This is a genomic window from Antarcticirhabdus aurantiaca, from assembly GCF_009765365.1.
Taxonomy (GTDB): domain Bacteria; phylum Pseudomonadota; class Alphaproteobacteria; order Rhizobiales; family Rhizobiaceae; genus Antarcticirhabdus; species Antarcticirhabdus aurantiaca.
This window is the reverse complement of the sequence record NZ_VTOM01000001.1, coordinates 172,841-197,983: the sequence shown is the minus strand read 5'-3', so window position 1 is coordinate 197,983 and position 25,143 is coordinate 172,841. Positions and strand designations below refer to the sequence as shown.

Here is a 25,143-nt window from a genome sequence, read left to right as displayed (position 1 = left end):
ATGGTGAAGGGCGGAGACAAGCGCGGGGTCGAGGACGGCCATCCGGCGATCCCGCCGACCGGAGCATCCCCCGGCCGCACCGGCGCCGTGTCCTTCGACTGGCGAAGCGCCCTTCTCGCCATGCCGGCCATCGCGCTACTTCTGGGTGGCGGGCTTCTCGGCTCGGACATTCTCTCCGCCTCGATCCTGGCCGGCTCGGCCTTCTCGGTCGGCTTCACCGCGTCGCGCGAGGTGGCCGGCCGCCGCTGGGCCATGCCGGTGCTGACCACCGTCGCCATGACGCTCGCGGCCTTTTCCGGCACGCTGGCCGGACGCCAGCCGATCCCGGAACTGGTGCTCGTGAGCCTGGCCGGCGGCGCCACCGGCGCCTTGGCGACGCGCAACATGACCTATTGGTGGATCGGCCTGCAGGCGACGATCGCGCTCGTGGTCGCCGCCCACTTCGCGGGCGACACCGCGGCGGCCATGCACCGGGCGGTGCTGGTGGGGGCGGGCGGCGCGGTTCAGGGCGCGCTGCTGCTGGCGGCGATGCGCCTCTTCGGGGCGCCCGCGCTCGTGGCGCCGGCACCCGCGACGCCCGCCCCGTGGCGGGACACGGGGCTTCACGGCCTGCGCGCGGCCGTGTGCGTCGGCGGCGCCCTGGCGGCGGCGCACGCCTTCGGCCTCTCGCATGCCTACTGGGCGCCCACGACCGCGCTGATCGTCCTCAAGCCCGGCCTGCGCGACACGGGCTGGCGCGGCCTGGAGCGCCTCGCCGGCACGACCGCCGGCCTCGTCCTCGCCACCGGCTTTGCCCTGATGTTCGCCGGGCAGCCCTGGCTCCTCGCGGCCACCGTCGTTCTCGCCGCCGGAGCGGCCTTCGGGCTGCAGCGGGCGCGCTACGCCGTGCTCACCAGCGCGATCACCGTCACCGCCCTCATGCTGACCGTTCTCGCCGGCGCGCCGGTTCTCAGCACCGACGTCGACCGGCTGGCGGCGACGCTTCTCGGCGGGGCCGTGGCGCTCCTCGGCGCCGGCCTCGCCCCGCGTCGCCTGCCCTGGCGCCGCTCGGCCGACGATCGGGCCTGAGGCTCTATTCCAGCGGCGGGATGCGCCCGAGCGGCACGACGCCGAGCGTCGCGGCGCCGTCCTTGACCGTCAGCGGCAGCACCGAGCGGCCGTTCTCGCGCACCCCGAAGAAGCCGACGGCCGACGCCGTCTGATTGGCGATGGGCGCGAAGTCGGGAAGGATGGCCGCGATGATGTCGGCGACCTGCTGCGGCTCGGCGATGGCCAGCCGGAACTCGCCCGACAGGAGCCCGTCCGGGGAAACGCGCCAGGGACCGGACAGTTCGAGACCCGCCATGCCCGCGTCGACCCGCGCCGAGCGCAGAACGCCCTCGCGCCCGCCCAGCACCTCGCGCGCCGTACCGCGCGGCATGCCGCTCGCGAGCCAGCCTTCGGCGCCCGTCACCGACAGGTCGAAGCTCGCCTCCATCGCCGGCAGGCTCGCCAGCGCCGGCAGAACGAAGCGCAGGCCGCGATCGGTGCTGGCGAAGTCGAGATTGCCGTCCGCCCCGCGAAGATGCAGCTCGAAGCGATCGGCGACGGCCACCGGCAGCCGGTCTCCCGCCGGCTGGGCGAGCGCCACGTCCGGGGCGCGCACCGAGAGCGAGCCGCGCTGCAGGCCGCCGAAGCCGAAGCGCAGGCTGGCCTGGGCGAGCTCCCAGCGCAGGTCCAGGGGCGGCAGGTCGCGCGTGTCGAGGAAGAGCGGGCCGTCCAGTTCGGCGACGATGCGGCCGGGATCGTAGATCTGCGCGGCCGTGCGCAGCGCTCCGCCGGTCGCCCGCAGCTCCGCGCTCGGGGCGTCGACGCCGACCGCCGAGCAGGACAGCCCGATCCGGAAGGGATAGCCGAAGGTTTCGCGGCCGGCGCAGTCGATCGTGGCGCCGTTGGCCGCCGCCGCCGCGATCGCCTCGCCCGTGCGCCGGTCGATCTCGCGCGCGGCGTAGAACCAGGCGCCCGTCAGGAGAGCCGCCAGAACGACGGCCACGAGGCCGACGACGAGGACGGCGCGCCGCGCGCCGCTGTTCCCCTTGCTTGACGCCGTCATCAAACGGTCCTTTCTGCACGGTCGCGCTCGCCGGACGCCGCTCGACCCTCGGTCGAAGCGGCACCCGGTCCGGTGTCCCGCGCCGGCTTGCAACGCGAGGCGGCGCGGATCAAGGGCAAAAGCGGCGCGGCGCGCGAGGATCCGCGCGGAAAACGGGGGCAAGGGGTGACGGCGGACGATCTCTGGGTGTTCGGCTACGGCTCGCTGATCTGGCGTCCGGGCTTCGACTTCTCCGAATCGCTGAAGGGGCGCCTCTCGGGGTTCCATCGTGCGCTCTGCGTGCGCTCCTTCGTGCATCGCGGCACGCCGGAGCGGCCGGGCCTCGTCTTCGGGCTCGACCGGGGCGGCGCCTGCGTCGGCATGGCCTTTCGCGTCGAGGCGCGGCATCGCGAGCCGGTCCTGGCCTATCTGCGCGAGCGCGAGCTGCCGACCAACGTCTACAAGGAGCGCGTCCTGTCCGTTCTCCTGGCCGACGGCAGGCGCGTCCACGCCGTCGCCTTCGTGGTCGATCGCGGCCACGCGCAATATGCCGGGAAGCTCGCCGCCGACGAGGCGGCTACTGTCGTCGCGCGCTCGCATGGGCGTTCGGGACCGAACGTCGAATACGTCGTGTCGGTGCATGCCGAGCTGAAGGCGATGGGACTGGCGGACCGCTGGCTGGACGACGTCGTGTCGCGCCTGCCGCACGTGCCCGGCGCGGGGGCGGCTAGTCCTCCGCCGCCTGCCTGACGCGCAGCTTCGCCCGCACCGCCTCGTTCATCGGCAGCTCCGGCCGCTCGTCGTAGGCGCGGCGCAGGAGGCCGAGGCAGTGAGCCTCGATCGTGCGGCGCAGCCGGTCGAGAAAGGCGGCGCGGTCGAGCCCGGGCGGGATCGGCTCCAGCACCTCGGCCCGCACCACGCCCGGCTGACGCAGATAGGTGCCGGACGGCCAGTAGAGCCCGGCATTCACCGCCACGGGCACGGCCGGCACGCCGAGCGCCTCGTAGAGGCGGAAGACGCCGGGCCGGTAGTCCGCCTCGGCGCCCGGCCGGGTGCGGGTGCCTTCGGGAAAGATCACGATCTGGCGCCCGTCCGCGATCGCGCGATGCGCGCCCTCCAGCATCGAGGCGATGGCGCCGCCGCGCTTCTTCCGGTCGACCGGGATCATCCGCATGCGCCGCGCGAACCAGCCGAAGATCGGAACGCGCATCAGCTCCTTCTTCAGGATGAAGGTCGGCCGGTCGATCACCGGCAGGAGCGCCAGAACGTCCCAGAAGGACTGGTGCTTGGCCGCGATGATCGCCGCTCCGTGCGGAATGCGCTCGGTGCCCGCGACGTGCGAGCGCGCGCCGACGATCACCTGCAGGAGCCAGAGCGAGGAGCGCGCCCAGTTCTTGACGATGCGCCAGGCGACGGCTTCCGGCACGAGAAAGAAGACCGGGCTCCAGAACAGGAGCTGGGCGAAGAGATTCGCGTAGAAGAGGGTGTTGAAGGCGACCGAGCGCAGCTTCGTTCCGATCAACTGCTTCGTGCCCCTGCCCCCGTTTCCGGGCGCCTGCTTACCCCGATGCGGGCCCGCTTGGAAAGTCTGAGATCGAAGCCGGCTTCAGGGCGCGAGCTGAGCGACGGAGACCGCCCGGGCGGGATCGGGCACGATGCCCGTCGCCGAGCGCAGGCGCGCGAGCACGAGCTTGGCATATTCGGTGACGAGGACGCGAAGGCCGGTGCTGCTCGGGCCCTCCCGCTCGCTCCACAGATCGGGGCGCGTCACCGCGAAGGGCGTCAGGCTGCGCACCGTGCCGAGGCGCTCGAACTCCCAGAGCGAGCGCGGCATATGGTAGTCGCTGGTGACGAGGATCAGTTCGTCGAAGCCGCGCGAGGCCGCCCAGCGCGCCGCCATCTCGGCATTGCCGATCGTGTTCAGCGCGGCGTAGTCGACGTCGACGCAGCAGTCGAACCATTCGCGCGGCGTGCGCGTGAGATGGGCCAGCGTGTCGACGCTGGTGCCGGGATTGACGCCGGAGATCAGGAGGCGGTCGGCCAGTCCCTGCTTCAGGAGATCGAAGGCGGCGTCGAGCCGCAGCGCGCCGCCCGTCAGAACCACGATGCCGTCGGCGCGCGACACGGCCGGGGGCGTCGGCTGCGAGAAATGCGCGACCTCCTCGGCAAAGCGCAGGAAGCCGCCGAACAGGAAGCCCGCGCCGAGGATGGCGAGCGCCGCCGTCACGAGCGCGAGGCGACGCGCGGCGGCGAGGAGCCGACCGGGCCAAGCGGCCCTGCGGTTCCCGGATGCGGGTCGGCGCGTCGCGCCCGCCGGCGGAGCCTCGTGCCAACCATCCATGTGAAGCGTTCTTGCCATTCCTCGGGATTAGAGATCGCTCTTGGTGAATCAATCCTCAACACGGATGGAGAAAGTCGCTCAGCTCTCCACCGGCGAGATCATGTCGATCGCGGCGAGCTGGCGCACGACTGTCATCCGCGAGGTCAACGCGGTCAGCGCCCCCACGGTTGCCACGAGCACCACGATCGCCGCGTAGCCCGACCAGCCGATGGCGAAGGAGCCGAACAAGGCGCGGATCTGGTCGGCCTCCGGCGTCGCCTCGTTGGCCCGCGTCCAGGTGCCGACGACCGCGAAGACGACGAGCGCCGCCGCGCCGCCCGACAGGGCGCCGACGAGGCCGAGCTTCAGGAAGTGGCGCTGGAACTGCGAGGCGATGAAGCCGGCCTGCGCGCCGACGAAGTGCAAGACCTCGATGATCTGCCGGTTGCCCGACATGGCGCCGCGCGTGGCGAACACCACGGTCAGGACGGTCGCCGCGAGAACGAGGCCTAGGATGGCGAGGCCGGCCAGGACCACGGCCTGCGCCATGGCGACGAGGCGGTCGACGAAGGCGCGGTGGTCGTCGAGCCGTGCCTGCGGCACCTCGGCCTGGAGGCGGGTGCGCAGGGCCGCGAAGTCGGGCGGCGCGCTCTCGTCGATGGACACGATCACGAGGCGCGGCACGGGCAGTTCGTCGAGGTCGAGCCCTTCGCCGAGCCAGGGCTCCAGGAGCCGGCCCGTCGCCGCGTCGTCGAGCACGCTCGCGCCGGTGACGCCGGGCTGCGACAGGATCGCGGCGCGGGCGCGCGACAGCGTCGCGGCCATGTCGAGGCCGTCGGCCGGCATGATCTGGATGGTGATCTCGCGCGCGATCTGGCTCTGCCAGGAGGAGGCCGCGTCCGACACGAGCATGACGCCGCCGAGCGTCAGGCTGGCGAGAAAGGTCATGATCGCGATCACCGTGACGAGCGCCTGGCCGGCGACGTTGGCGGGCGGCACGATCGGCGTCTGGCGCTCGCCGCGTCGGCCGACCAGCTTGTGCAGCCGCTCGCGCAGGAACCGCCCGGCGATGAGGGACATCTCGCTCATGGCCATCAGTCATACACCGCGAGACGGCCGTCGGAGAGCACCATCCGCCGCGCCTCGACCTGTTCCATCAGGCCGAGGTCGTGCGTAGCGATCACGACGGCGGTGCCCGACCGGTTCAGCTCCATAAAGAGGCGCAGGAGCCGGCGGGCGAGCGGCGGGTCGACGTTGCCGGTCGGCTCGTCGGCGAGAAGCACGTCCGGGCGGTCGATCAGGGCGCGGGCGATCGCCGCGCGCTGCTTCTCGCCGCCCGACAGGACCACGGGATAGGCGTGGAGGCGCTCGCCCAGCCCCACCCACTGGATGAGGTCGACGACGTCCTGCCGGTAGCTGTCCTCCGAGCGCCCGCGCACCCGCAGCGGCAGAGCGACGTTCTCGTAGGTCGTCATGTGGTCGAGGAGGCGGAAGTCCTGGAACACGACGCCGATGCGCCGGCGGATCGAGGGAAGATCGGCGCGGCTCAGCGTCGCGACGTCGCGCCCGAGCACGGTGATGAGCCCGCGCGTCGGCTTGAGCGCCAGGAACAGCATGCGCAGGAGGCTGGACTTGCCCGCGCCCGACGGACCGGTCAGGAACTGGAACGACTTCTTCTGGATCTCGAAGCTGAGGTCGCGCAGGACCTCCGGGCCCATGTCGTAGCGCAGGCCGACATTCTCGAAACGGATCACCCGACCTCCATCCAAGCCATTGATCAGGCGCGCGGCGCGCCGGGCGCCAGCCTCGTGCCAGTCCCGGCGGGCATGGGATCGGCGCGGCGCGTTCCCGGCCTCCTGTCACGCCCGACTGTGGTGATTTGAGGCCGGGCGCCCCGCGGATCCGATCTGTGCCGCGGCTCAAGGATCCGTTAACCCTGTTTTCTTAAAACTGTCTGAAGAGCGCGAATGCGGCGGCGCCCCGACGACGCCCCGAGCCGACGCAGACGGAGATCCCCATGCGCCACGCCGATCCATCCGACCAGCCCGAGGCCGCTCGCCCGGCCTTCGGCCGCCGCGGCCGGCGCGCTCCCGCGCCCCTGGTGATCGACGGCGAAGCCGTTCTCGTGTCGCGCCGCCCGCGCCTCGCGCTCGCCGCGGCCCCTGCCGCCGCGCCGACGACGGACGGGCGCGCCGGCCCGGCCCGCCTGCCCCGCCGGCCGCGCGAAGAGTCGCGCGACCTCATCTTTTCCGGCTTGTTCGCCCGGCCCTCATCCGCCGTTCCCGCGCAGAACCGGTCGACGCGGCGGTTCGGTGCCCTGCCGCTCGTCGGCGGCGCGGCCGCGGGCCTCGTCACCATGGCCGCCGTCGCCTTCGCCGCCATGCCCTCGGCCCCGTCGCTCCACGCGGCCGACATGTCGCGCGGCGGCGTCACGGTCAGCGAGGTCGTCGCTCGCGTCGGCGCGCGCAACGAAGGCGAGGTCCTGTCCGTTGAAGGAGTTATCCGAAACGCTGGAAAGGCGCCCGCCGCCGTGCCCCCGCTGAAGCTTTCCTTGTCGGCCGCCGACGGCGTCGTGCGCGCCAAGCCCGTCGTCCCGCTCGCCCGGCCGCTCGGCCCCGGCGAGGTGCTGCGCTTCCAGACCATGGTCGCGGTCCCCAAGGGCGCGGTCGCCGGCGGCACGCTCGACCTCGGCTTCTGGGAGCCCGTGTCGTGATCGAGGTTCGTGGCCGGCGCATCGAAACGCTGTTCGACGAGGACCGCATCCGGACCGAGGTGCGGCGGGTGGCCGGCGAGATCGCCGCGCGCGAGCACCGCGACCTCCTCGTCATCTCCGTTCTCAAGGGGTCCTTCGTCTTCGCGGCGGATCTCATCCGCGCGCTGCACGAGGCGGGCCTCGCACCCGAGGTCGAGTTCATTTCCCTGTCGAGCTACGGGGCGGGCACCGAGGGCGGATCGGTCCGGGTGCTGCGCGACATCGAGAGCGAGGTTGCGGGTCGCTCGGTGCTTCTCGTCGACGACATTCTCGAATCCGGCCGGACCCTCGCCTATGCGCGCGACCTCATGTTGTCGCGCGGCGCTTATTCGGTCGAGATCGCGGTGCTCCTCGACAAGCTGCACAAGCGCAAGGCGGCGGTGGAAGCGGATTATGTCGGCTTCGTCTGCCCCGATCACTTCGTCGTGGGCTACGGGATGGACGTCGGACACGCGTTTCGGGAGCTGCCGTTCGTCGGCCGGGTGGTGGACGCATCCTGAAATTTAACTATGTTCGATCTGTTGCATTCAGCTTCGGGCAAGTGTTTCCTGCCACTGCTATACGGATTATCCCGTAGGCCCCGTCGCGTTTGGGGTAGAGGCAGAGGCATGGCACGAATCCTTGTGGCCGAAGACGATGCTGGCGTGCGCATTCTCGTGTCGCGCGCGCTTGCGCTCGAAGGGCACGACGTCACCGCTGCCGAAGACGGCGCCGACGCGCTCGATCGGTTGATCGAGACGAACGGCGCGTTCGACCTCGTCCTGTCCGACATCCGCATGCCGGCCATGACCGGCATCGAGCTCGCCCACGAGATCGCCGCGTCCTGGCCGGACCTGCCGGTTCTCCTGATGACCGGCTATGCCGAGCAGAAGGAAGCGGCGGAAACGCTGACGGCGATCATCCGCGGCGTCGTCGAGAAGCCCTTCACGCTCGCCACCATCCGCGCCCGCGTGTCCGAGGTGATCAACGCCGGCGGCGACACCGACGAACAGGAATTCCTGCGCCGCTACGCCTGAGCGGAGTTCGGCCGCCACCACCCGAGACGATCCGAGCCGGCCGGCGACATCGCCCGCCGGCTTTTTCGTGCGCTCTCGATATCGATCGTCGCGGAGCCTGCAGGAACACGCCGCCTTTCCCTAGCCTGCCGCGGGCAGACGAGGGAAGCGTTGATCGAGTCCGTTCCCGCCGACACCCGGCTCAGGGCGTCTGGAGAAGACGCTCCAGATACTGCCGCTCCAGCTCCGGCGAGAGCGAGTTGCCCAGCCGCTTGCGGATCTCGTCGAGGATGCGGCGCGCGCGCTGGGTGTCGATCTCGTCGGGCACGCCGACATCCTGGCCGAAGTCCGGCCCCTGCGTCTGGCGCTCGCGGCCGAGCGGGTCGCGGCCGGACTGCTGCTGCTGGCCGTTGAGGCCCTGCCCCATCTGTCCTTGCCCGGGCTGGCCCTGCTGCCCCGGCTGACCCGGCTGCTGGCCCTGCATGGCCTGCTGCATCTGCTGCATGGCCTCCTGTGCGCCGCGCCGCAGCGCTTCGAGCGCGCGCCCCTGCTCGCCGACGGCCTCGCCGTCGCGTCCCTTGCCGAGTGCCCCTTCGGCCTCGCCCATGGCTTCGCCGGCCTCGCCGAAGCCTTCGGGCGACTGCATGCCCATGCCTTCCAGCGCTTCCTGCATGGCCTGCAGCTCCTCCTGGAGCTTGCCCTGCTCTCCCTGCAGGCGCTTCAGCGCCTGCTCCAGCTCCTCGGCCGTCATCGGGCGCTGGCCCTGCTGGCCCTGCTGGCCCGCCTGAGGCTCGCCGTTCTCATCCTGCTCGTCCGGCTGGTTCTGCTGGCCGGCCTGCGGCTCGCCCTGCTGGCCGGGCTGGTTCTGCTGGCCGGGGCTCTGCTGGTCCTGCTGCATCCGCTGGCGGCCGAGGTCGAAGGTCTGGTCCATCAGCCGCTGCTGCTGGCGCAGGATCTCGCCCATCTTGTCGAGCTGCTGCTGCATGGCGCTCTGCTCGCCGCCTTGGCTCTGCTGGCCGGGACGCATGGCCTGCATGTTGTCCATCATCTGCTGCAGCTCGGACAGGAGCTGACGCGCGGCGTCCTTGGAGCCGGACTTCGCCAGGTCCTCGATCCGGTCCATCATCCGCTCGAGGTCCTGTGGGCGGATCTCCTGCATCTCGCCGGCCTGCATCTGCTCGCGGCTCATCGGCGGCTGGTTGCGCATGGCCTCGGCCATGGCCTGCATGTACTCCTGCATGGCCTCGCGCAGCTCGGCCATCAGGCGGTCGATCTCCTCGTCGGAGGCGTTGTTCTCCAGCGCCTCGGCGAGGTTCTCCTGCGCGTCGCGCAGCCGCTGCTCGGCGAGCGACAGGTCGCCGTCCTCGATGCCGAGCGCGATCTGCCAGAGGAAGTCGACGGCCGACACCAGGGCCTCGTCGTTCGCGGCGCTCGCGATGCGCGTGCGCGCCGCCTTCAGCGCCAGGAAATCGGCCGGGCGGCGGATGAACTCCTCGCCGCGCAGCGTCACCGCGTCGAGCATGTCGACGACGCGCGGCGCGGCATTGGCGTCAAGCGCCAGGATGCGGCGCTGCTCGATCACGGCACGCGCCAGCGGGTCGGTGAAGCGGCGCTGCGGCAGGACGATCTCGCGCGGCGCCGAGCGCCCTTCCTGACCGGCATCGTCGACGGCGAGAAGCGTCAGCGCCACCTTGGCGCCGGCATAAGGGCTCTTCGTCACGTCCGCCGAGGTGCGCCCCTCGGCCGTCCCCTTCGTGCGGCGGGGCAGCGCCAGCTTGATCTCGGGGGGCGGCAGCAGCGGCCGGGCGCCGGGCGCCGTTTCCTCCAGGACCTTCATCTCCACCCCGCCGCGACCGACGCCGTAGTCGTCGGTGACGCGATAGGTGAGCTGCAGCGCGCCGTTGCGCGCCTCGGAGGGCGGGTCCTTGAAATCGATCGCGGGATCGGCATCCGGCAAGACGTCGAAGCGCCACTCGCCGAGGGCCCGGAAGGTCGTGGCGAGGCGCACCGTGCCGCTCGCCTTCAGCGGCAACTCGTAGTCGCGCGAGGCGGTCTCGGGGCGCGGCTCGGCAGGCGTTTTCGGCGCGGCCTCCGGCGATCCCGCGACCCGTTCGTCCGTCGTCTCCCCCTCGGGATCGACCGGCTGGACGGCGATCGGCGGCGTGCCGTCGGCGGGCGTGAAGGTCAGCGTCGCGCCCGAGCCGTCCGAGATGCGCACGGACAGGATGCTGCCTTCGGGCGCCGCGATCGGCCGCGCCGGATCGCTCGTGGCCGCGGCCGCAGCGGCGTCGGCCGTCTGCGAGGCTGGCGCGCCCGGCTGGACACCGCCGGTGAGGAAGAGCGGCGGGCGTCCGGTATAGCCGGGCGGCGTCACCCAGGCGTCGACCCGCGCGCCGGCGATCAGCGGCGCGTCGGCGGACACGAAGGCGTCCGCCACCCGGCCGCCCTTCGAGCCGAAGGAAAAGGCGAAGGCGGTGACGAGAAGCATGGCGAGCACGGCGCGCAGCGCCAGCGGATCGAGCCGCTCGGTGCGCGTTTCCGGCGCGCCGCCCGTGAGGTTGGCGAGCTTCTCGGCCATGCGCCGCTGGTGCTCGCGCCAGAGCGCCGCGCCGAAGGCGTCGCCGCCCGTCGTCCGGTCGGTCTGGGTGCGCAGCGGCTGGTGGGCGAGCCGGCTCGCCGCCTCGATGCGCGCGTCGACGTCCTCCCGCCGCGGCCAGCGGAAACCGCCGCGCGCGCGCCACGCGACGACGAGCGCGAGGATCGCCAGAAGTCCGACCACGACGGCGCGGCCGATGAAGGGCAGAGCGGCGAAGAGGCCGAACCAGGCGAGCGTCAGGAAGAGCGCCGCGACGCAGCCGAGGCCGAAGAGCAGCGGCCAGAGGCGCTCCAGGACGAGCGCCGCTCGGGCCCGCGCGCGGATCCAGCCGAGATCCGGCCCCGATGTGCCGCCGCGTTCTGCCGCCCGATCCTCAGCCGCCATGCCGTCGCTTCCGTTCGTGCCGCATCACAAGCGGAACACTAACAGCTTTTGGGGCGAAGGCGAGGCGATGCCGGAGGTGTGATGGCGAGGCGGAGCCGAGCTAAGTCGTTGGATGATCGGTCGTTTAGCGAAACGAGGCACTGCGCGGCCCAACCCGGACAACACCGCTCGACATCGAAACCGCTGAAGGCCCTTAGGCCGCGGCAACAACCCGATCCCTGCGCCCTGCCCTCTGCCTCGTCATCCCGGCCTTGGGCCGGGAGACGGAAGCGGAAAAGGGAATGAGCCACCGGGAGCGGCTGCGGTCTCGATCCGGCCGAGCCGCCTGGTCCGTTCTCAGCTCAGCCAGCCCGGCAGGCGGTCGAGGGCGATGATGGCGTCCGCGTCGAGGCGCGGGCGGACCACGGCGTAGACGTCGTCCTTCACCATCACTTCGGGCACCAGCGCCCGGGTGTTGTAGGTGCCGGCCTGCACGGCCCCGTAGGCGCCGGCGGTCGAGACGTAGACGAGATCGCCGGCCTTGACCTTGGGCAGGCGCCGGTCCTTGGCGAGAAAGTCGCCGCTCTCGCAGACCGGGCCGACGACGTCGGCGATCACGGTCTCGGCGTTCGGCGCCGGTTCGGCGACCGGGGCGATGTCGTGCCATGCCTCGTAGAGCGTCGGGCGCACGAGGTCGTTCATCGCGGCGTCGACGATCACGAAGGTCTTGTCGGCCGCCTCCTTCACGTAGAGGACGGTGGCGACGAGGATGCCGGCATTGGCCGAGATCAGCCGGCCCGGCTCGAAGATCACCTTGGCGTCGAGCCCCTCGACGCGCCGGCGCACGATCTGCGCATAGGCGGCCGGCAGGGGCGGCGCGGCCTCGGCCGACTTGTAGGGCACGCCGAGCCCACCGCCGAGATCGACGTGGTGGATCGCGTGCCCCTCGCCGCGCAGCGTGCGCACGAGCCCGGCAAGCCGATCGAAGGCGAGGTCGAAGGGCTCGAGATCGGTGATCTGCGAGCCGATATGCATGTCGATGCCCGCGACGGCGATGCCGGGCATGGAGCGCGCCCGGTCGTAGATCGACACGGCGTCGGCATAGGCGATGCCGAACTTGTCGGACTTCTTGCCCGTCGAGATCTTGGCGTGGGTTCGCGCATCGACGTCCGGGTTGATGCGGAAGGACACCGGCGCGGCGCGGCCCATGGCGGAGGCGCGGGCCGACAGGAGGTCGAGCTCGGGCACCGACTCGACATTGAAGCAGAGGATGCCGGCACCGAGCGCCGCATCCATCTCGGCAGCCGTCTTGCCGACGCCGGAGAACATGATCTTCTCGGCCGGAATGCCGGCCGCCAGGGCCCGCTTCAGCTCGCCCCCCGACACGACGTCGGCGCCGGCGCCGAGCCGGGCCAGCGTCGCGAGCACCGCCTGGTTCGAATTCGCCTTCATGGCGTAGCAGACCAGCGCGTCGAGCCCGTCGAAGGCCTCGGCGAAGACGCGGTAGTGCCGCGTCAGCGTTGCGGTAGAGTAGAGATAGAAGGGCGTGCCCACGGCCTCGGCGACGGCGGAAACGGCCACGTCCTCGGCGAAAAGCGCGCCGTCGCGATACTCGAAGTGGTTCATCGGTCTCGGAGGCGCACCGGGCGGCGGCTAGTTGAGGAGCGGGTCGAGGATGAAGGCGCGGCGCTGGCCGGAGGCGTTGCGCGAGATTTCGGCGGGCGCGATGATCTCGCCGAGGTCGCCGCCGCCGTCGGCCGACTGGATGCGCGAGGAATCGGCGAAGACCGACTCCTCGTTGCGCGCGCCCGGCTGAACGGACGCCGTCGCGCCCGACGCCGCGACCGCGTTGGCGGGCAGCGTCGGCTGGGGGCTGGCGATGCGCGGCGTCTGCCCGCTGACGGGCGCGACGGGGTCGTTCTTCACGCCGCAGCCGGACAGGAGTATGACTGCACTCAGCGCCGAACCGAGAAAAAGAGCGCCGGGCGCCCGCCGATCACGCATCGATCCACCTTCAACTGGCTGCGACTCGCTGGACAGACCGAGCCCGCCCGACCTCGTCATATCGCGTCGCCGCGCGGAAATCACCCCGCGGCAGACCGCTGCGCGATGCGCTCGCGCCACAGCCGGATCTGTTCGCGCACGTTGTCCGGCGCCGTGCCGCCATAGCTCGTGCGGCTGGCGACGGAGGCGTCGACCGAGAGCACGGCATAGACGCCGTCCGTGATCGCCGGATTGATCGCCTGGAGGTCGGCGAGCGACAGGGCGTCGAGCGCGACGCCCCGGTCCTCGGCGAGCTTCACCGCGCGGCCCGTCACGTGATGCGCCTCCCGGAAGGGCAGGCCGGCCTCGCGCACCAGCCAGTCCGCGAGGTCGGTGGCGGTGGAATAGCCGTGGCCGGCGGCGCGGCGCATGGCCGCCTCGTTCACCGTCAGGTCCTTGACCATGCCGGTGGAGGCGCGGATGGCGAGGAGCAGGGAGTCGATCGCGTCGAAGACCTGCGCCTTGTCCTCCTGCATGTCCTTCGAATAGGTCAGCGGCAGGCCCTTCATCACCGTCAGGAGCGAGATCAGCGCCCCGTTGATGCGGCCGGGCTTGGCGCGCACCAGCTCGGCGGCGTCCGGGTTGCGCTTCTGCGGCATGATCGAGGAGCCGGTCGAGAAGGCGTCCGACAGGCGGATGAAGCCGAACTGCGGCGTCGACCAGATCACCAGCTCCTCGGCGAGGCGCGAAAGGTGCGTCGCGCAGATCGCGGCAAGGCTCAGGAACTCCAGCGCGAAGTCGCGATCCGCCACGGCGTCGAGCGAGTTGCGCGTCGGCTCGCGGAAGCCGAGGGCCTTGGCGGTGGCGTGCCGGTCGATCGGGAAGCCCGTGCCGGCGAGCGCGGCGCTCCCGAGCGGCGACTCGTCCATGCGGCTGATCGCGTCGAGGCAGCGCGAGCGGTCGCGCGCGGCCATCTCGACATAGGCGAGGCAGTGATGGCCGAAGGTCACGGGCTGGGCGACCTGGAGGTGCGTGAAGCCCGGCATCACGGTCGCCGCGTGCTCCTCCGCCCGGTCGAGCAGGGCGGCGGTGAAGGCGTCGAGCGCCTCGACCACGGCGAAGCAGGCGGCCTTGACGTGGAGGCGGAAGTCGACGGCCACCTGGTCGTTGCGCGAGCGGGCGGTGTGGAGTCGCCCCGCCGCCGGGCCGATCAGCTCGGCGAGACGCGCCTCGACGTTCATGTGGATGTCTTCGAGGCTTGTCGAGAAGTTGAACGTTCCCGCCTCGATCTCGCCCCGGATCGTCTCCAGCCCGGTCTTGATCTCAGCCGCATCCTCGGCCGATATGACGCCGCGATCCGCCAGCATGGCGGAATGGGCGATCGAGCCGGCGATGTCTTCGGCATAAAGGCGGCGGTCGACGTCGATCGAGGCGTTGATCGCTTCCATGATCGCGTCGGGGCGCGCGGCGAAGCGGCCGCCCCACATCTCGTTGCTCGTGGTCTTTTTCATCGAGGACATCGGATTGGAACGTGAGGACATGACCGGCACGAACGAGAACCGGCCGCGGAACCGGCGCTCGCTGGGGGCGATCGCCGGGCTGGCGCTGCTGGCCGGCGTGGCGGTCGGCGCCGGGGCTCTATACGTCGGGGCGGTCCCCGCTGGCAATGAAGCAACCGGCGCCTGCCCGCTGGACGAGACCGCCCGCGCCGCGATCGACGCGGCGGCCCGCGGCGAGGTCGCCGCCATGCAGGTGACGGACACGCCCTTTTCCGTCGCCGGCCTCGCCTTCAAGGACGGCGAGGGAAAGCCGACGACGCTCAAGGCCTTCGAGGGCCGGACGCTTCTCGTCAACCTCTGGGCCACCTGGTGCCTGCCCTGCCGCGAGGAGATGCCGGCGCTCGACGCGCTTGAGGCGGCGAAGGGCGGGCCCGACTTCGCCGTGCTGCCGATCAACATCGACATGGGCGAGGAGGCCGGCCCCCGCGCCTTCTACGCCGACGAAAAGCTGACGGCGCTGACGTTCCTGCGCGACGAGACCATGGGCGTCTTCAACGACCTGAAGCGAAGCGGCGTCGCCTTCGGCCTGCCCGTCACGCTCCTCGTCGACGAAGCCGGGTGCGTGCGCGCTTCCATGAACGGCCCCGCCAACTGGGCGGGCCCGGACGCGGCAGCGCTGATCGACGCGGCGAAGGGCGCGGGCCGGACGGGGGCGTAGACCAAAGGCGCTCCAATCGCCTTAGAGCGTCTAACAGAACCACCGGGCGGAGGGCTGGCGAGGGATTTGACGTTACCGCTAGGAGCCGAGCGCAGCCTATGCAGCGCATAGGCGAGGTCCGAAGGACGGGCGAGACGCGTGGCTCGCCCCGTGGAGACGACGTGGTGGCGGCAAAGACCCGCCAGACCGACCCCGCGAGGTTCTGTTAGACGCTCTTACACCGGCCCGCCTATGAACTGCCCCTTCGGGCCAGTTCATGCGGTGCCGGAAGAACGCTCAGGCGCCGCGCGGACACTGCCAAGAAGGGTCATTTCAAACGCGCGGCGGTATTAGACAGAAATTTTATCCTCGCCGGCTGAGCGTACCCGATCCTCCCGCTTCCAGACGAAGCGGAGAGGGGCATGGAGGAATTCAAGAAGCGGAGGAGACAACAGTCACCCCGGTCGATGTCGGGGCGGACCTCTCGAACGTCGTTCGTCTGGGCACGGCTCGTCGCCGAGATGCGGGCGGAGCAGGTCCATATCGCAGCGCTCAAGATCATGGCGCTGCTTCTCAAGGCGAACTTCAACCCGGCCCAGCCGCGACTGCCAGCCGGCGGGGCGGGAGGGGGCCGGTGGACAGACGACGACACGCTCGTTGCCCAAGCTCCAACGAGCCCGAATGATCCGAACCGAGGGCAACGATATCGCGTCGATCTCCTCGATCATGAAGGGGTCGGCTCCAAGGGGCGCGGCCATACGATCGCCAGGCATGTCGGCAAAACGGACGCCTATCTTCTGACCCGTATGAATACAGAGAAAATTCCAGGCCTACTATTTTCGGTAGGCCTTGCTAGGGCAGGTACGTTTTCGAGCTTGCCCAGCGCCAACAAGCTCGTCAGCTCGACGTTGGCACAGAATCGAGAAGAGGTCGACAAAGTCGCTCGCGGCGAACAGGCAGACGCACTCGTCACCGCGAAATTCTCTGCTATCACGGGGCATGAGTTCTATCGGGACGTCACGGTGAGCGGACTTCGACGCCTACTCCTCGGCGAGCCCATCCGAAAGCGCATCACCTATGGGGTCGGCGTTTATATCCGCCATGATCCGACGATGCCGAACGGTTTTCTGATCGTCACGGCTTATCCAAGGGAAGACTGATGGAACGTCGAACCGTTTCTTACGCTTTCGAACAGCTGACCGGCCGCTTTTACTCCGGTGTCGTTGAGGAATATACCGATCCGGTCGAACTGCTCGATGACATGGTCGAATGGACCTCGCAGGAGCACCGCATCGAGCTCCGTGACTTTTTCGCGACGAGTCTCTCCGATGGATCGACCGACCTCGATCTCGCGGCGATCTGGGTCAGCGGCTATTCCGACCTCTATGTCCGGCCGGACGGCGCGCGTGCCTTCTTCCAGATGTTTCTCGACGCCTTCGATCGCAAGCTCGCTGCCGTCGAGAAGGAGAATGCAAGGAAGGCGCAGATGATCGAGCGCAGACATGCGAAATAGCTGAGGATGGGCCTGGGGCCGGCCGGCGCCTGAGGCTTCGTCAGCCCCGCCGGTCCAGGAAGGCGCGGAAGGCGGCGAGCGTTTCGCCGCCGACGTGATGCTCGATGCCCTCGGCATCGAGCTCGGCGGCTTCGCGGTCGACGCCGAGGGCGACGAGGAAGTCGAGAACGAGGCGGTGGCGCTCGCGGCAGGATTCGGCGAGCGCCTGGCCCTTCTCCGTCAGGAAGATCGCGCGATAAGGCTCGGAGCGGACGAAGCCGTCGCGGATGAGGCGCTGGACGGTGCGCGCGACGGTGCCGGGCGAGATGCCGAAGCGCTCGGCGAGATCGGCGGCGCGCGCTTCGCCGGTGGAGGCGATGAGGTCGTCGATCAGCTCGACATAGTCCTCGGCGAGCTCGGACTGGTGCGCCTCGCGCACGCGGGCGAAGCGCGCCTTGTGGCGGCGCGCCGGCGCCAGCGGCTCGTGCGCCGCCGCTTGCTCCGCTCCCGCCTCCGCCCCTCGCGCCCTCGCCTCGTTCTTCCGCATTCCCGGCCGCATGCTCCGCATTTCGCGCGCGCCGACCGGCGGTCGCGCGTCAGTCCCCGACCGTTCGGAGATAGCGAAAAGCGGCAACGGGCGAAAGCGGCCGGCGGCCGTCCCCCGTCAGCGCGTGGGGACCGGCGTCTCGCCGCGATAATCGTAGAAGCCGCGGCCCGCCTTGCGCCCGATCCAGCCGGCCTCGACGTACTTCACCAGGAGCGGGCACGGCCGGTACTTGGAGTCCGACAGACCGTCGTGGAGCACCTGCATGATCGACAGGCAGGTGTCGAGACCGATGAAGTCGGCGAGCTGCAGCGGGCCCATCGGGTGGTTTGCGCCGAGCTTCATGGCCGTGTCGATCGACTCCACCGAGCCGACGCCCTCGTAGAGCGTGTAGATCGCCTCGTTGATCATCGGCATCAGGATGCGGTTGACGATAAAGGCCGGAAAGTCCTCCGACACCGTCGTCACCTTGTCGAGCCGGGCGGAAAAGGCCTTGGCGGCGTCGAAGGTCGGATCGTCGGTGGCGATGCCGCGCACCAGCTCGACCAGCTTCATCACCGGAACCGGGTTCATGAAGTGGATGCCGAGGAAGCGCTCCGGCCGGTCGGTGGCGCTGGCGAGCCGGGTGATCGAGATGGAGGAGGTATTGGTGGCGAGGATCGCCTCGGGCTTCAGAACCGGGCAGACCTGCGCGTAGACCTTGCGCTTGACCGTCTCGTCCTCGGTCACCGCCTCGATCACGAGATCGGCCGTTCCGAGCGATGCCACGTCGGTCGACGCGGTGATGCGCGAGAGCGCCTCGGCCTTCTGGGCGCTCGTGATCTTGTCGGAGCCGAGCTGGCGGTCGAGCGTGCCGTTCACCCGCTTCAAGCCGGCCTCGGTCCGGTCGGAGGAGATGTCGTAGAGCACGACGGCGTAGCCGGCGAGTGCGCAGACATGGGCGATGCCCGCGCCCATCTGCCCCGCGCCGACGATCCCGATCGTTTCGAACTGCCTGGCCATGCTCCCGTCCTCCATCCGGCTTTGTTGCGCTGCAAACTAGAATGGCCGCGCGGCCAGGTCAAAGTCGCAGCCGGTCCCGCGTCCGGTGCGAGGATCGACGCGGCCCGAATCGGTGGCAAGCCTCGCGACGGCTTAAAATGCCAACGAATCCTTAAACGGAATCTTTGCCTGCGTAGGGGAGGATCGACGGGGCGCGAGTCCGGCAGAAACGGTGACGACGAGCGAGGACAAGGGCATGCGGATCGGAGATGCGACGCCCATGGCTGGCATGGGCAGCGAGCGACGGCGCCACGACGCCGGCGAGCGCGAGGTCGAAACGTCGGTCGAGGAGACCGGCGGTGCGGTCGGCGACGCCTTCGACTCCATGGGGCTGACCCATCTGGGCTTCGCGGGCATGCTGTCGGAGCTGGCGCTCGGCACCGGCGCCCTTGTGCCCAGCGGTTCGCGCGTCGCAGCGACGCGCGCCTTCTTCGAATGGAGCGACGGCGGCACCGACGAAGCGGGCGCCATCGCGGCCTGACGCTTTCCGCCTCTAGAGAAGCTCGAAGTCGCCGTCCTCCGCCGCGGACGCCGCCGCGCCGCGCAGCCGCGCCGAAAGATCCGACAACAGCATCGCGTCGAGGACACTCGGCGGCACCGCGGCATCGGACGGAGCCGCCTCGGCCATGCCCGACAGAACGCCGGCGAGCGCGCGCAGGTGCTGCGCGACGACGTCGATCGACTGAGCGGCACGCAGGGCCTCGCCGCGCGCAGGCCCCGCCCCCTCCCCGCCCGTCAGCGCGTGCATGGCGTCGACGTCGGCCGCCTGGACCTCCAGCTCCGCGGCGGCGCGGCCGAGAACGGCCGCGAACGACAGGTCGAGCGTTTCAGAAGAATTCGACATGGCCCGCATCCTCCATGACCTTGGGCGGTGCCGGCTTGGGCGCGGGCGCCCCGACCAGCAGCTGGCGTGCCCGGCCCGTCGCCGGCCAATATTCGACGCGCCGCCCCTGCGTGCCGCCGAGGCTCCCGCCGACCAGCGGAATGCCTTCGTCGGCGAGGAAGCGCTCGGCAAAGGCGACGTTGGCCGGGCCGATATCGGCCCCGCCGCTCCAAAGGCTCGCGCCGCCGAACAGTTTGGCCTCCAGCCGTGCCCGGGAGGCGCCGCGCTCCAGGAGGCCGTTGATCAGAACTTCCATCAGGTAGGCGCCGTAGCGCCGCGACGAGCCCGCTTCGCGCCCGTCGCCGCCCGCCAGAAGGAAGTGGTTCATGCCGCCCACCTCCGCGACCCGGTCGAAGAGGCAGGCGGCCACGCACGAGCCGAGCACCGCCGTCAGGCAGGTGCCCGCCTCGTCGGCGAAGCGCGCTTCCCCTTCGAGAACATGGACGCGGACGGCGGGTCTGCTCATTTCAGGTTGCCGACGACCGCCGTGATCGCCTTCTGCAGCGCCGCCGGCTGCACGGGCTTGGGCAGGAAGTTGTTGACGCCCAGCTTGATCGCCTGCTGCAGCACGGCGCGGTCGCCCGAGCCGGTCAGGATGATGAAGGGCGTCTTGGCCGTCGGCGGGTAGGCGCGGATCGCCTGCAGGAGCTGCAGACCGTTGAGCTTGGGCATGTTGTAGTCCGAGATCACGATGTGCGCGGGTGTCGTCATCATCATCTTCAAAGCCTCCTCGCCATCCTTGGCGAAGGGGATGTTGGTGATGCCGATCTGATCCAGGGCGTCGCGCATGAGCAGACGGCTGGTGTTCTGATCGTCGACGATCATGACCTTGAGGGACTGCTTGGTCACGGCCATTGTCTTGATCCTTATGTCAGCCGTTGAAGAGGTGCCGCGCGATCGACTCGAGCGGCAATTGCGTGTCGATGGCGTCCATCAGCATCGCCGCCTTGGGCATGCCGTAGACGAGGGATGAGGCTTCGTCCTGGCCGATCGCCAGCCCGCCTGCGGAGCGGATGTCGAGCATTCCGGCCGCGCCGTCGCTGCCCATCCCGGTCAGGATAATTCCCACGGATGTCTTTCCGAACCGTCTCGCCACAGAGCGAAAAAGCACGTCAACCGACGGACGATGGCCGCTCACCGGCTCGGACGGAACGAGCGCGCAGACCGGACGCAGGCCGCCGACGGTCAGGTGGGCCGAGCCGCCGGGCGCCAGATAGACCCGGCCCCGCTCGAGCGGCATTCCGTCGGCGGCTTCCTCCACCCGCGCCGGCGAGATCGCGTCGAGGCGGCGGGCGAATCCCTTGGTGAAGCCCGCGGGCAGATGCTGGACGAGCAGCGTCGGCGGACAATCGGCGGGCCATTGGGCCAGAAGCGTCGAGAGCGCCTCGATGCCGCCGGTCGAGGCGCCGGCAACGACGATCTCGGCCGCCGCCCCTGCCCCGTCCGCCTGGACCGGCGGCGCTGCCCGGGAGATGACGGGCGGCTCGCTTGCGGCGCCCTGGGCCACCCGCGCCGGCTCGCGCCCGCCGCCGCCGACCGACTGCCGGGCGCGGCGCTGCGACAGGGTCTGGATCCCGCGCCGCGCCGCGGCCGCGGCCTTGACGATCTCGCCGAGGCGCAGGAAGGCTTCTTCCGTCGCGGGCACCGGCTTGGGAAAGCAGTCGAAGGCGCCGATGGAGAGCGCCTCGATGGTGGTCGCCGTGCCGGGGCCGGTGAGGCTCGACACCATCACCACCGGCATGGGCCGCAGGCGCATGATGTGGGCGAGAAACTCGATGCCCTGCATCTTCGGCATCTCGACGTCCAGCGTCACCACGTCCGGATCGAGGCGCTTGATCGCCTCGCGCGCCTCGAAGGCATCGCTCGAATAGCCGACGACCTCGATCTCCGGATCGCGGCCGAGAGCATGGCCGATCAGGAGTCGCATGGTCGCGGAGTCGTCGACGACGAGGGTGCGCACGGGTCTCACGCGGCCCCCCGTTTGCGATAGGTGGTGATGCCCTCGTGGGCGAAGGAGGCGAGCGCCGGACCGACGATGCGCTCGGAATGGCCGGCATATAGCGTGCCGCCCGGCCGGATGCGGCGGGCGATGCGCGACCACAGGCCCTCGCGCGTCTGGGCGTCGAAGTAGATCGTGACGTTCCGGCAGAACACGACGTCGAAGTCGCCCCGCATCGGCCAGTCGCCGAGGAGGTTCAGCTCCCGGAAGGCGACGATCCGCTTCAGCGCCTCGTCGACCTCGAAGGTCCCGGCCTCGGGGCCGGCCCGGAACCAGCGGCTGCGCAGGGCCGGGGACACGGCCTCGAGCATGCGGTCCTCGTAGATGCCGGCCCCGGCCTTGGCCACCATCGAGCGATCGATGTCGGTGGCCAGAATCCGGACGTCGAGCCCCGCCGCTTCGGGAAGAACCGACAGGAGGGTCATGGCGATGGAATAGGGCTCCGGCCCGGCCGAGCAGCCGGCCGACCAGATCCGCACCCGTTCCCCGGCCCGCGCCCGCTCGGCAAGCGCCGGCAGGACGTTGCTCGCCAAGTCCTCGAAGTGGTGCGGCTCGCGGAAGAAGAAGGTGTAGTTGGTGGTCAGCGCCTCGACCATGACCTGGCGCTCGCCGGCCGCGTCCGGCTGCTCGACGAGATCGCAATAGTCGCGGAAGGCGGCGAGGCCCAGTTCCTTCACCCGGCGCAGGAGCCGCCCGTGGACGAGCGACAGCTTGGCGTCCGACAGGTCGATCCCCGCCTCGCGCTTGACCACGCCCGCGATCCGCCGGAAATCGGCGGCCGTGAGCGCCGGCCCGGCCGCGCCGAACCCGGCGGGGCCGCGACGGGCCTCCGTCGCGGGTGCGGCGAGCGCGTTCACGAAACGGCCCGCAGCCGTTCCGGCAGCATGCGCTCGGGAGCGATGCGCGCGATCATGCGGCTGTCGACGGCGACGACCCCGGTGATGAAGGTCTTCGTCTGGTCCTGGGCGATCTCGGGGGCCGACTTCATCATGTCGGTCGAGATCGACAGGATGTCCGACACCGCGTCGACGAGAAGGCCGATGGTCTGCCCTTCCGCGATCACGACCACGATGACGTGGCGGGGCGTGGGAACGCTCGCCGGGAAGCCCAGGCGGGACGACAGGTCCACCACCGGCAGAACCGTGCCGCGAAGGTTGATGACCCCGAGGACGTAGTGGGGCGCGTGCGGGATCGCCGTGGTGGGCGTCCAGCCGCGGATCTCGCGGACCGCGAGGATGTCGACGCAGAACTCCTGCTCGCCGACGCGGAAGGCGATCATTTCCTGGCCGGCAAAGGCGGCCTTTCGCTGAACCGAAGACATGGGACTTCCTATTCCGCCGCGATCGGCTCGTTGCCGAGGATGAACTGATCGAAGGACTGGTCGCTCATCATGGCGTCGACGTCGATGATGAGCGCGACGCGCCCCTCGCCGGAGATCGTCGCCGCGGCGATGCCGGGCACGGGGCGGTAGTTCTTCTCCAGGCTCTTGATGACGACCTGCCGCTGGCCGCGGATGTCGTCGACGAGAAGCGCGACGCGCCGGTTGTTGTCGCCCTCGACGAGGATCGCGACGCCGGTCAGCGGGTCGGCCGGCGCGTCGCGGTAGCCGAGCTTCAGGCCGACGTCGATCAGCGGCAGCGTGCTCCCGCGCACCTTCACCGCCTGGCCCGCGCCGATCATCTGGAGATCCTCCGGCTGGGGCCGGAAGGTGACGACGATCGAGGCCAGCGGCACGACCAGCGTGTCGTCCTCAACCCGCACCACCATGCCGTCGAGGACGGCCAGCGTCAGCGGCAGGTTCATGGTGAAGGTCGAGCCGAAGCCGGGACGCGAGGTGATCACGAGCCGGCCGCCGAGGGCCTCGATCGACTGCTTGACGACGTCCATGCCGACGCCGCGGCCGGAAATGTTGGAGACCGTCGTCGCGGTGGAGAAGCCCGGCAGCATGATCAGCTGATCGGTCTCCTCGTCGGTGAGAACCGCGTCGGCGGGGATCAGCCCCTTGTTGGTCGCGATCTCGCGGACCTTCGATCGGTTGATGCCGGCGCCGTCGTCGGCGATCTCGATCACGATGCGGCCCGAGCGGTGCGCGGCCGAGAGCGTGACGGTGCCCTCCTCCGGCTTGCCGGCGGCGAGGCGCTTCTCCGGGCTTTCGAGGCCGTGGTCGATGGCGTTGCGGATCATGTGGGTGAGCGGCTCGGCGAGCCGCTCGACGACGGTCTTGTCGACCTCGGTGTTCTCGCCGCGGGTCTGGAAGCCGACCTTCTTGCCGGTCGCCGACGCCACCTCGCGCACGATGCGGGGCATGCGCTGGAACACCGACTTCACCGGCTGCGCGCGCACCGCCATGACGCTGTCCTGGAGGTCGCGCGTCAGGCGCTGCAGCTCCTCGACGGAGTTCATGAGGTCGGAGCCGGTGGCGGCCGCGCCCGATTCCTCGAGGCGCTGCGAGAGGATCGCCTGCGTCGTCACGAGCTCGCCGACGAGGTCGATCAGCTTGTCGACGCGCGGCAGCTCGACGCGGATGACGGGCGCCGCCTCCTCCTTCTTCTCGCCACCGGCCGCCGGCTTCTCCGCGGCCTCCGCGGCGGGCTTCGCCTCGGCCTTGGCTGCGGGGGCGGGCGCTGGCTCGGCCGGGCCCTCCGCCGCCGGCGCGCCGGTCAGCTCGCCCTGGATGCGGGCGAGGAGGTCGGCCACCGAGATGCCGGTGTCGGCGCCGGCGTCCGGCACGGCGATCTCCGACAGGTCGGCGAGGCCGAGCGCCTCGATCGTCAGGTCGCAGTCCCACTCGGCGAACTCGAAGATCTCGCGGATCTGCGCTTCGGTCACCTCGCCCGAAATCTCGATCGTCCAGGCGAGATAGGCGCCCTCGGGATCGAGCGCGTCGAGGAGCGGCAGGGCGTCGGCGTTGCAGGTGGTGGACACCGGGCCGAGCGTGCCGAGCTCGCGCAGGAGCACCGTCGCCTCGTTGGCCTTGGCGTAGAGCTCGGGCCGCGGGCGGAACGAGACGCGGAACTTCGGGCCGTCGCCGCCCCCGTCGAGATCGCCCAGATCCCCGAGGTCGAAGGCGACGGGCGTGAAGTCGAGATCGTCGAAGCTGAAGGGCTCGGCGTCCTCGTCCTCGCCGCCGTGGCCGCCCGGCCCCTTGCCGGCCAGGCGCTCGAGCTCGGCGAGAAGCGGCGCGGTGCGCTCGGCCTCGACCTCGCCGCCGTCGCGGCCGGCGGCCACGAGGTCGTTGAGGACGTCGGCCGAACGCAGCATCACGTCCATGACCTCGGCGCCGGGGTCGAGCCGGCCCTGGCGCACCTCGTCCAGCGTCGTTTCGAAGACGTGGGCGAAGCCGACGAGCTGCTTGAGGGCGAAGGCGCCGGCACCGCCCTTGATCGAGTGGACGGCGCGGAACACGGCGTTGACCGTGTCGGCGTCGGTTTCGCCGCCGGCCATGGCGGTGAGGCCGGTTTCGAGTTCCTGGAGCTGCTCCTCGCACTCCTGGAAGAAGACGATGCGGATCTCGTCGAGGGCGCTCATGGAAACGTCTTTCAGGCGGCGACGCGGTTGATGGCGCCGACGAGGCGCTGCGGGTCGAAGGGCTTCACGATCCAGCCGGTGGCCCCCGCATTGCGGGCGCGGTCCTTCTTGGCAGGGTCGCTCTCGGTGGTGAGGACGATGATCGGGATCGCCCTGAGGCCGCGATCGGCGCGCACCGCCTCGATGAATTCGAGGCCGTTCATGCGCGGCATGTTGATGTCGGTGATGATGACGTCGGGCAGCGCGTTCTCGCGCAGCACCTCCAGCCCGTGGACCCCGTCCTCGGCCTGCAGGATGTTGAAGCCCGCCTCCACCAGGGCCGAGCGCAGGAGCTCGCGCATGGTGCGGCTATCGTCGACGGTGAGGATCGTCTTCGTCAT

At 70.5% G+C, this 25,143-nt stretch carries 28 protein-coding genes; 9 read left to right on the top strand and 19 right to left on the bottom strand.

All coding sequences use genetic code 11. From position 1 onward, the window contains the following. Positions 1–1,068 carry an FUSC family protein gene (locus tag FZN60_RS00975; RefSeq protein ID WP_158870132.1) on the top strand — a complete coding sequence of 356 codons (1,068 nt, stop codon included), beginning with the start codon at positions 1–3 and terminating at the stop codon, positions 1,066–1,068. A gap of 4 nt (positions 1,069–1,072) precedes the next feature. Here the strand turns inward: FZN60_RS00975 and FZN60_RS00970 are convergent, their stop codons facing one another. Then, entirely contained in the window at positions 1,073–2,092 is a 1,020-nt protein-coding gene (locus tag FZN60_RS00970) for a DUF2125 domain-containing protein (protein WP_158870130.1), read from the bottom strand. A gap of 165 nt (positions 2,093–2,257) precedes the next feature. Between FZN60_RS00970 and FZN60_RS00965 the strand changes: the two genes are divergently transcribed. Then, complete coding sequence (locus FZN60_RS00965) at positions 2,258–2,821, top strand: gamma-glutamylcyclotransferase (RefSeq protein WP_158870128.1); 564 nt, start codon at positions 2,258–2,260, stop codon at positions 2,819–2,821. Here the strand turns inward: FZN60_RS00965 and FZN60_RS00960 are convergent. The 4 genes from FZN60_RS00960 to ftsE all read right to left on the bottom strand — a co-directional run bounded on the left by FZN60_RS00960 (position 2,799) and on the right by ftsE (position 6,145). Next, positions 2,799–3,593, bottom strand: a complete 795-nt coding sequence (locus FZN60_RS00960; protein WP_158870126.1) for a lysophospholipid acyltransferase family protein — start codon at positions 3,591–3,593, stop codon at positions 2,799–2,801. The two genes, FZN60_RS00965 and FZN60_RS00960, sit on opposite strands and share 23 nt — an antisense overlap. Positions 3,594–3,677: 84 nt before the next feature. Continuing rightward, a complete protein-coding gene (locus FZN60_RS00955; RefSeq protein WP_158870124.1) occupies positions 3,678–4,412 on the bottom strand; it encodes a YdcF family protein in 735 nt (244 codons plus the stop codon). 78 nt (positions 4,413–4,490) lie between these two features. Next, positions 4,491–5,480, bottom strand: a complete 990-nt coding sequence (locus FZN60_RS00950) for a cell division protein FtsX (RefSeq protein ID WP_158870122.1) — start codon at positions 5,478–5,480, stop codon at positions 4,491–4,493. Between the two features lie 5 nt (positions 5,481–5,485). Beyond that, positions 5,486–6,145: a cell division ATP-binding protein FtsE gene (gene ftsE, locus FZN60_RS00945; RefSeq protein ID WP_158870120.1), complete on the bottom strand. Its 660-nt coding sequence runs from the start codon at positions 6,143–6,145 to the stop codon at positions 5,486–5,488. Positions 6,146–6,408: 263 nt separating this feature from the next. Between ftsE and FZN60_RS00940 the strand changes: the two genes are divergently transcribed. The 3 genes from FZN60_RS00940 (at position 6,409) to FZN60_RS00930 (ending at position 8,159) form a co-directional block, all read left to right on the top strand. Further along, positions 6,409–7,104 (top strand): hypothetical protein, encoded by a 696-nt coding sequence (locus FZN60_RS00940; protein ID WP_158870118.1) that lies wholly within the window; start codon positions 6,409–6,411, stop codon positions 7,102–7,104. Next, positions 7,101–7,643, top strand: a complete 543-nt coding sequence (hpt, locus tag FZN60_RS00935; protein ID WP_158870116.1) for a hypoxanthine phosphoribosyltransferase — start codon at positions 7,101–7,103, stop codon at positions 7,641–7,643. The genes FZN60_RS00940 and hpt overlap by 4 nt, the downstream gene beginning before the upstream one ends. Before the next feature lie 108 nt (positions 7,644–7,751). Further along, positions 7,752–8,159, top strand: a complete 408-nt coding sequence (locus FZN60_RS00930; RefSeq protein ID WP_158870114.1) for a response regulator — start codon at positions 7,752–7,754, stop codon at positions 8,157–8,159. A gap of 181 nt (positions 8,160–8,340) precedes the next feature. Here the strand turns inward: FZN60_RS00930 and FZN60_RS00925 are convergent, their stop codons facing one another. From FZN60_RS00925 to argH, 4 genes are all read right to left on the bottom strand, one after another. Next, complete coding sequence (locus FZN60_RS00925) at positions 8,341–11,118, bottom strand: TIGR02302 family protein (protein WP_158870112.1); 2,778 nt, start codon at positions 11,116–11,118, stop codon at positions 8,341–8,343. 336 nt (positions 11,119–11,454) lie between these two features. Beyond that, positions 11,455–12,723, bottom strand: a complete 1,269-nt coding sequence (gene lysA / locus FZN60_RS00920; protein ID WP_158870110.1) for a diaminopimelate decarboxylase — start codon at positions 12,721–12,723, stop codon at positions 11,455–11,457. Between the two features lie 27 nt (positions 12,724–12,750). Continuing rightward, complete coding sequence (locus FZN60_RS00915; protein ID WP_158870108.1) at positions 12,751–13,101, bottom strand: hypothetical protein; 351 nt, start codon at positions 13,099–13,101, stop codon at positions 12,751–12,753. An 80-nt stretch (positions 13,102–13,181) separates the two neighbouring features. Further along, complete coding sequence (argH, locus tag FZN60_RS00910) at positions 13,182–14,591, bottom strand: argininosuccinate lyase (RefSeq protein WP_369413017.1); 1,410 nt, start codon at positions 14,589–14,591, stop codon at positions 13,182–13,184. 7 nt (positions 14,592–14,598) lie between these two features. Between argH and tlpA the strand changes: the two genes are divergently transcribed. The 3 genes from tlpA (at position 14,599) to FZN60_RS00895 (ending at position 16,789) form a co-directional block, all read left to right on the top strand. Next, positions 14,599–15,297 carry a thiol:disulfide interchange protein TlpA gene (gene tlpA, locus FZN60_RS00905; RefSeq protein WP_422570283.1) on the top strand — a complete coding sequence of 233 codons (699 nt, stop codon included), beginning with the start codon at positions 14,599–14,601 and terminating at the stop codon, positions 15,295–15,297. A 401-nt stretch (positions 15,298–15,698) separates the two neighbouring features. Beyond that, positions 15,699–16,436, top strand: coding sequence for an RNase A-like domain-containing protein (locus FZN60_RS00900; protein WP_246726509.1), 738 nt, complete (start codon positions 15,699–15,701; stop codon positions 16,434–16,436). Beyond that, the gene (locus FZN60_RS00895) at positions 16,436–16,789 is read left to right on the top strand and encodes a hypothetical protein (protein ID WP_158870102.1); all 354 of its coding nucleotides are present in this window, start codon (positions 16,436–16,438) and stop codon (positions 16,787–16,789) included. Before FZN60_RS00900 ends, FZN60_RS00895 begins: the two co-directional genes overlap by 1 nt. Positions 16,790–16,829: 40 nt before the next feature. On the opposite strand, the gene mntR is transcribed toward FZN60_RS00895, so the two are convergent. Together mntR and FZN60_RS00885 are read right to left on the bottom strand one after the other, a co-directional pair. Next, positions 16,830–17,315: a manganese-binding transcriptional regulator MntR gene (gene mntR / locus FZN60_RS00890; protein ID WP_158870100.1), complete on the bottom strand. Its 486-nt coding sequence runs from the start codon at positions 17,313–17,315 to the stop codon at positions 16,830–16,832. 117 nt (positions 17,316–17,432) lie between these two features. Continuing rightward, positions 17,433–18,314, bottom strand: a complete 882-nt coding sequence (locus FZN60_RS00885) for a 3-hydroxybutyryl-CoA dehydrogenase (protein ID WP_158870098.1) — start codon at positions 18,312–18,314, stop codon at positions 17,433–17,435. 259 nt (positions 18,315–18,573) lie between these two features. On the opposite strand from FZN60_RS00885, the gene FZN60_RS00880 reads away from it, so the two are divergent. Then, positions 18,574–18,834, top strand: coding sequence for a hypothetical protein (locus FZN60_RS00880; RefSeq protein ID WP_158870096.1), 261 nt, complete (start codon positions 18,574–18,576; stop codon positions 18,832–18,834). A gap of 12 nt (positions 18,835–18,846) precedes the next feature. On the opposite strand, the gene FZN60_RS00875 is transcribed toward FZN60_RS00880, so the two are convergent. Genes FZN60_RS00875 through FZN60_RS00840 form a run of 8 tightly spaced genes read right to left on the bottom strand, consistent with a single transcriptional unit; the run spans position 18,847 to position 25,143 of the window. Continuing rightward, positions 18,847–19,197, bottom strand: coding sequence for a DUF8776 family protein (locus FZN60_RS00875; protein ID WP_158870094.1), 351 nt, complete (start codon positions 19,195–19,197; stop codon positions 18,847–18,849). Beyond that, positions 19,181–19,702, bottom strand: a complete 522-nt coding sequence (locus FZN60_RS00870) for a chemotaxis protein CheD (protein WP_158870092.1) — start codon at positions 19,700–19,702, stop codon at positions 19,181–19,183. The genes FZN60_RS00875 and FZN60_RS00870 overlap by 17 nt, the downstream gene beginning before the upstream one ends. Further along, positions 19,699–20,091: a response regulator transcription factor gene (locus FZN60_RS00865; protein ID WP_158870090.1), complete on the bottom strand. Its 393-nt coding sequence runs from the start codon at positions 20,089–20,091 to the stop codon at positions 19,699–19,701. Before FZN60_RS00865 ends, FZN60_RS00870 begins: the two co-directional genes overlap by 4 nt. Positions 20,092–20,107: 16 nt before the next feature. After that, positions 20,108–21,205, bottom strand: coding sequence for a protein-glutamate methylesterase/protein-glutamine glutaminase (locus FZN60_RS00860; protein WP_158870088.1), 1,098 nt, complete (start codon positions 21,203–21,205; stop codon positions 20,108–20,110). Next, complete coding sequence (locus FZN60_RS00855; RefSeq protein WP_158870086.1) at positions 21,202–22,092, bottom strand: CheR family methyltransferase; 891 nt, start codon at positions 22,090–22,092, stop codon at positions 21,202–21,204. The genes FZN60_RS00860 and FZN60_RS00855 overlap by 4 nt, the downstream gene beginning before the upstream one ends. Beyond that, on the bottom strand, positions 22,089–22,556 hold the full coding sequence (locus FZN60_RS00850) for a chemotaxis protein CheW (RefSeq protein WP_158870084.1): 468 nt from the start codon (positions 22,554–22,556) through the stop codon (positions 22,089–22,091). Before FZN60_RS00850 ends, FZN60_RS00855 begins: the two co-directional genes overlap by 4 nt. A gap of 8 nt (positions 22,557–22,564) precedes the next feature. Continuing rightward, a complete protein-coding gene (locus FZN60_RS00845; protein ID WP_158870082.1) occupies positions 22,565–24,763 on the bottom strand; it encodes a chemotaxis protein CheA in 2,199 nt (732 codons plus the stop codon). Between the two features lie 11 nt (positions 24,764–24,774). Beyond that, entirely contained in the window at positions 24,775–25,143 is a 369-nt protein-coding gene (locus tag FZN60_RS00840; protein WP_158870080.1) for a response regulator, read from the bottom strand.

Bases quoted from the DNA above. Each gene is read 5' to 3' on its own strand.
- lysA (WP_158870110.1), bottom strand. From the start codon at position 12,723: ATGAACCACTTCGAGTATCGCGACGGCGCGCTTTTCGCCGAGGACGTG.
- FZN60_RS00975 (WP_158870132.1), top strand. From the start codon at position 1: ATGGTGAAGGGCGGAGACAAGCGCGGGGTCGAGGACGGCCATCCGGCG.
- mntR (WP_158870100.1), bottom strand. From the start codon at position 17,315: ATGCGGAAGAACGAGGCGAGGGCGCGAGGGGCGGAGGCGGGAGCGGAG.
- FZN60_RS00870 (WP_158870092.1), bottom strand. From the start codon at position 19,702: ATGAGCAGACCCGCCGTCCGCGTCCATGTTCTCGAAGGGGAAGCGCGC.
- argH (WP_369413017.1), bottom strand. From the start codon at position 14,591: ATGAAAAAGACCACGAGCAACGAGATGTGGGGCGGCCGCTTCGCCGCG.
- FZN60_RS00915 (WP_158870108.1), bottom strand. From the start codon at position 13,101: ATGCGTGATCGGCGGGCGCCCGGCGCTCTTTTTCTCGGTTCGGCGCTG.
- FZN60_RS00895 (WP_158870102.1), top strand. From the start codon at position 16,436: ATGGAACGTCGAACCGTTTCTTACGCTTTCGAACAGCTGACCGGCCGC.
- FZN60_RS00875 (WP_158870094.1), bottom strand. From the start codon at position 19,197: ATGTCGAATTCTTCTGAAACGCTCGACCTGTCGTTCGCGGCCGTTCTC.
- FZN60_RS00885 (WP_158870098.1), bottom strand. From the start codon at position 18,314: ATGGCCAGGCAGTTCGAAACGATCGGGATCGTCGGCGCGGGGCAGATG.
- FZN60_RS00880 (WP_158870096.1), top strand. From the start codon at position 18,574: ATGGCTGGCATGGGCAGCGAGCGACGGCGCCACGACGCCGGCGAGCGC.
- FZN60_RS00950 (WP_158870122.1), bottom strand. From the start codon at position 5,480: ATGAGCGAGATGTCCCTCATCGCCGGGCGGTTCCTGCGCGAGCGGCTG.
- FZN60_RS00865 (WP_158870090.1), bottom strand. From the start codon at position 20,091: ATGGCCGTGACCAAGCAGTCCCTCAAGGTCATGATCGTCGACGATCAG.
- FZN60_RS00940 (WP_158870118.1), top strand. From the start codon at position 6,409: ATGCGCCACGCCGATCCATCCGACCAGCCCGAGGCCGCTCGCCCGGCC.
- FZN60_RS00955 (WP_158870124.1), bottom strand. From the start codon at position 4,412: ATGGATGGTTGGCACGAGGCTCCGCCGGCGGGCGCGACGCGCCGACCC.
- FZN60_RS00930 (WP_158870114.1), top strand. From the start codon at position 7,752: ATGGCACGAATCCTTGTGGCCGAAGACGATGCTGGCGTGCGCATTCTC.
- FZN60_RS00850 (WP_158870084.1), bottom strand. From the start codon at position 22,556: ATGTCTTCGGTTCAGCGAAAGGCCGCCTTTGCCGGCCAGGAAATGATC.
- FZN60_RS00925 (WP_158870112.1), bottom strand. From the start codon at position 11,118: ATGGCGGCTGAGGATCGGGCGGCAGAACGCGGCGGCACATCGGGGCCG.
- FZN60_RS00845 (WP_158870082.1), bottom strand. From the start codon at position 24,763: ATGAGCGCCCTCGACGAGATCCGCATCGTCTTCTTCCAGGAGTGCGAG.
- FZN60_RS00900 (WP_246726509.1), top strand. From the start codon at position 15,699: ATGGAGGAATTCAAGAAGCGGAGGAGACAACAGTCACCCCGGTCGATG.
- FZN60_RS00840 (WP_158870080.1), bottom strand. From the start codon at position 25,143: ATGACGAAGACGATCCTCACCGTCGACGATAGCCGCACCATGCGCGAG.
- FZN60_RS00970 (WP_158870130.1), bottom strand. From the start codon at position 2,092: ATGACGGCGTCAAGCAAGGGGAACAGCGGCGCGCGGCGCGCCGTCCTC.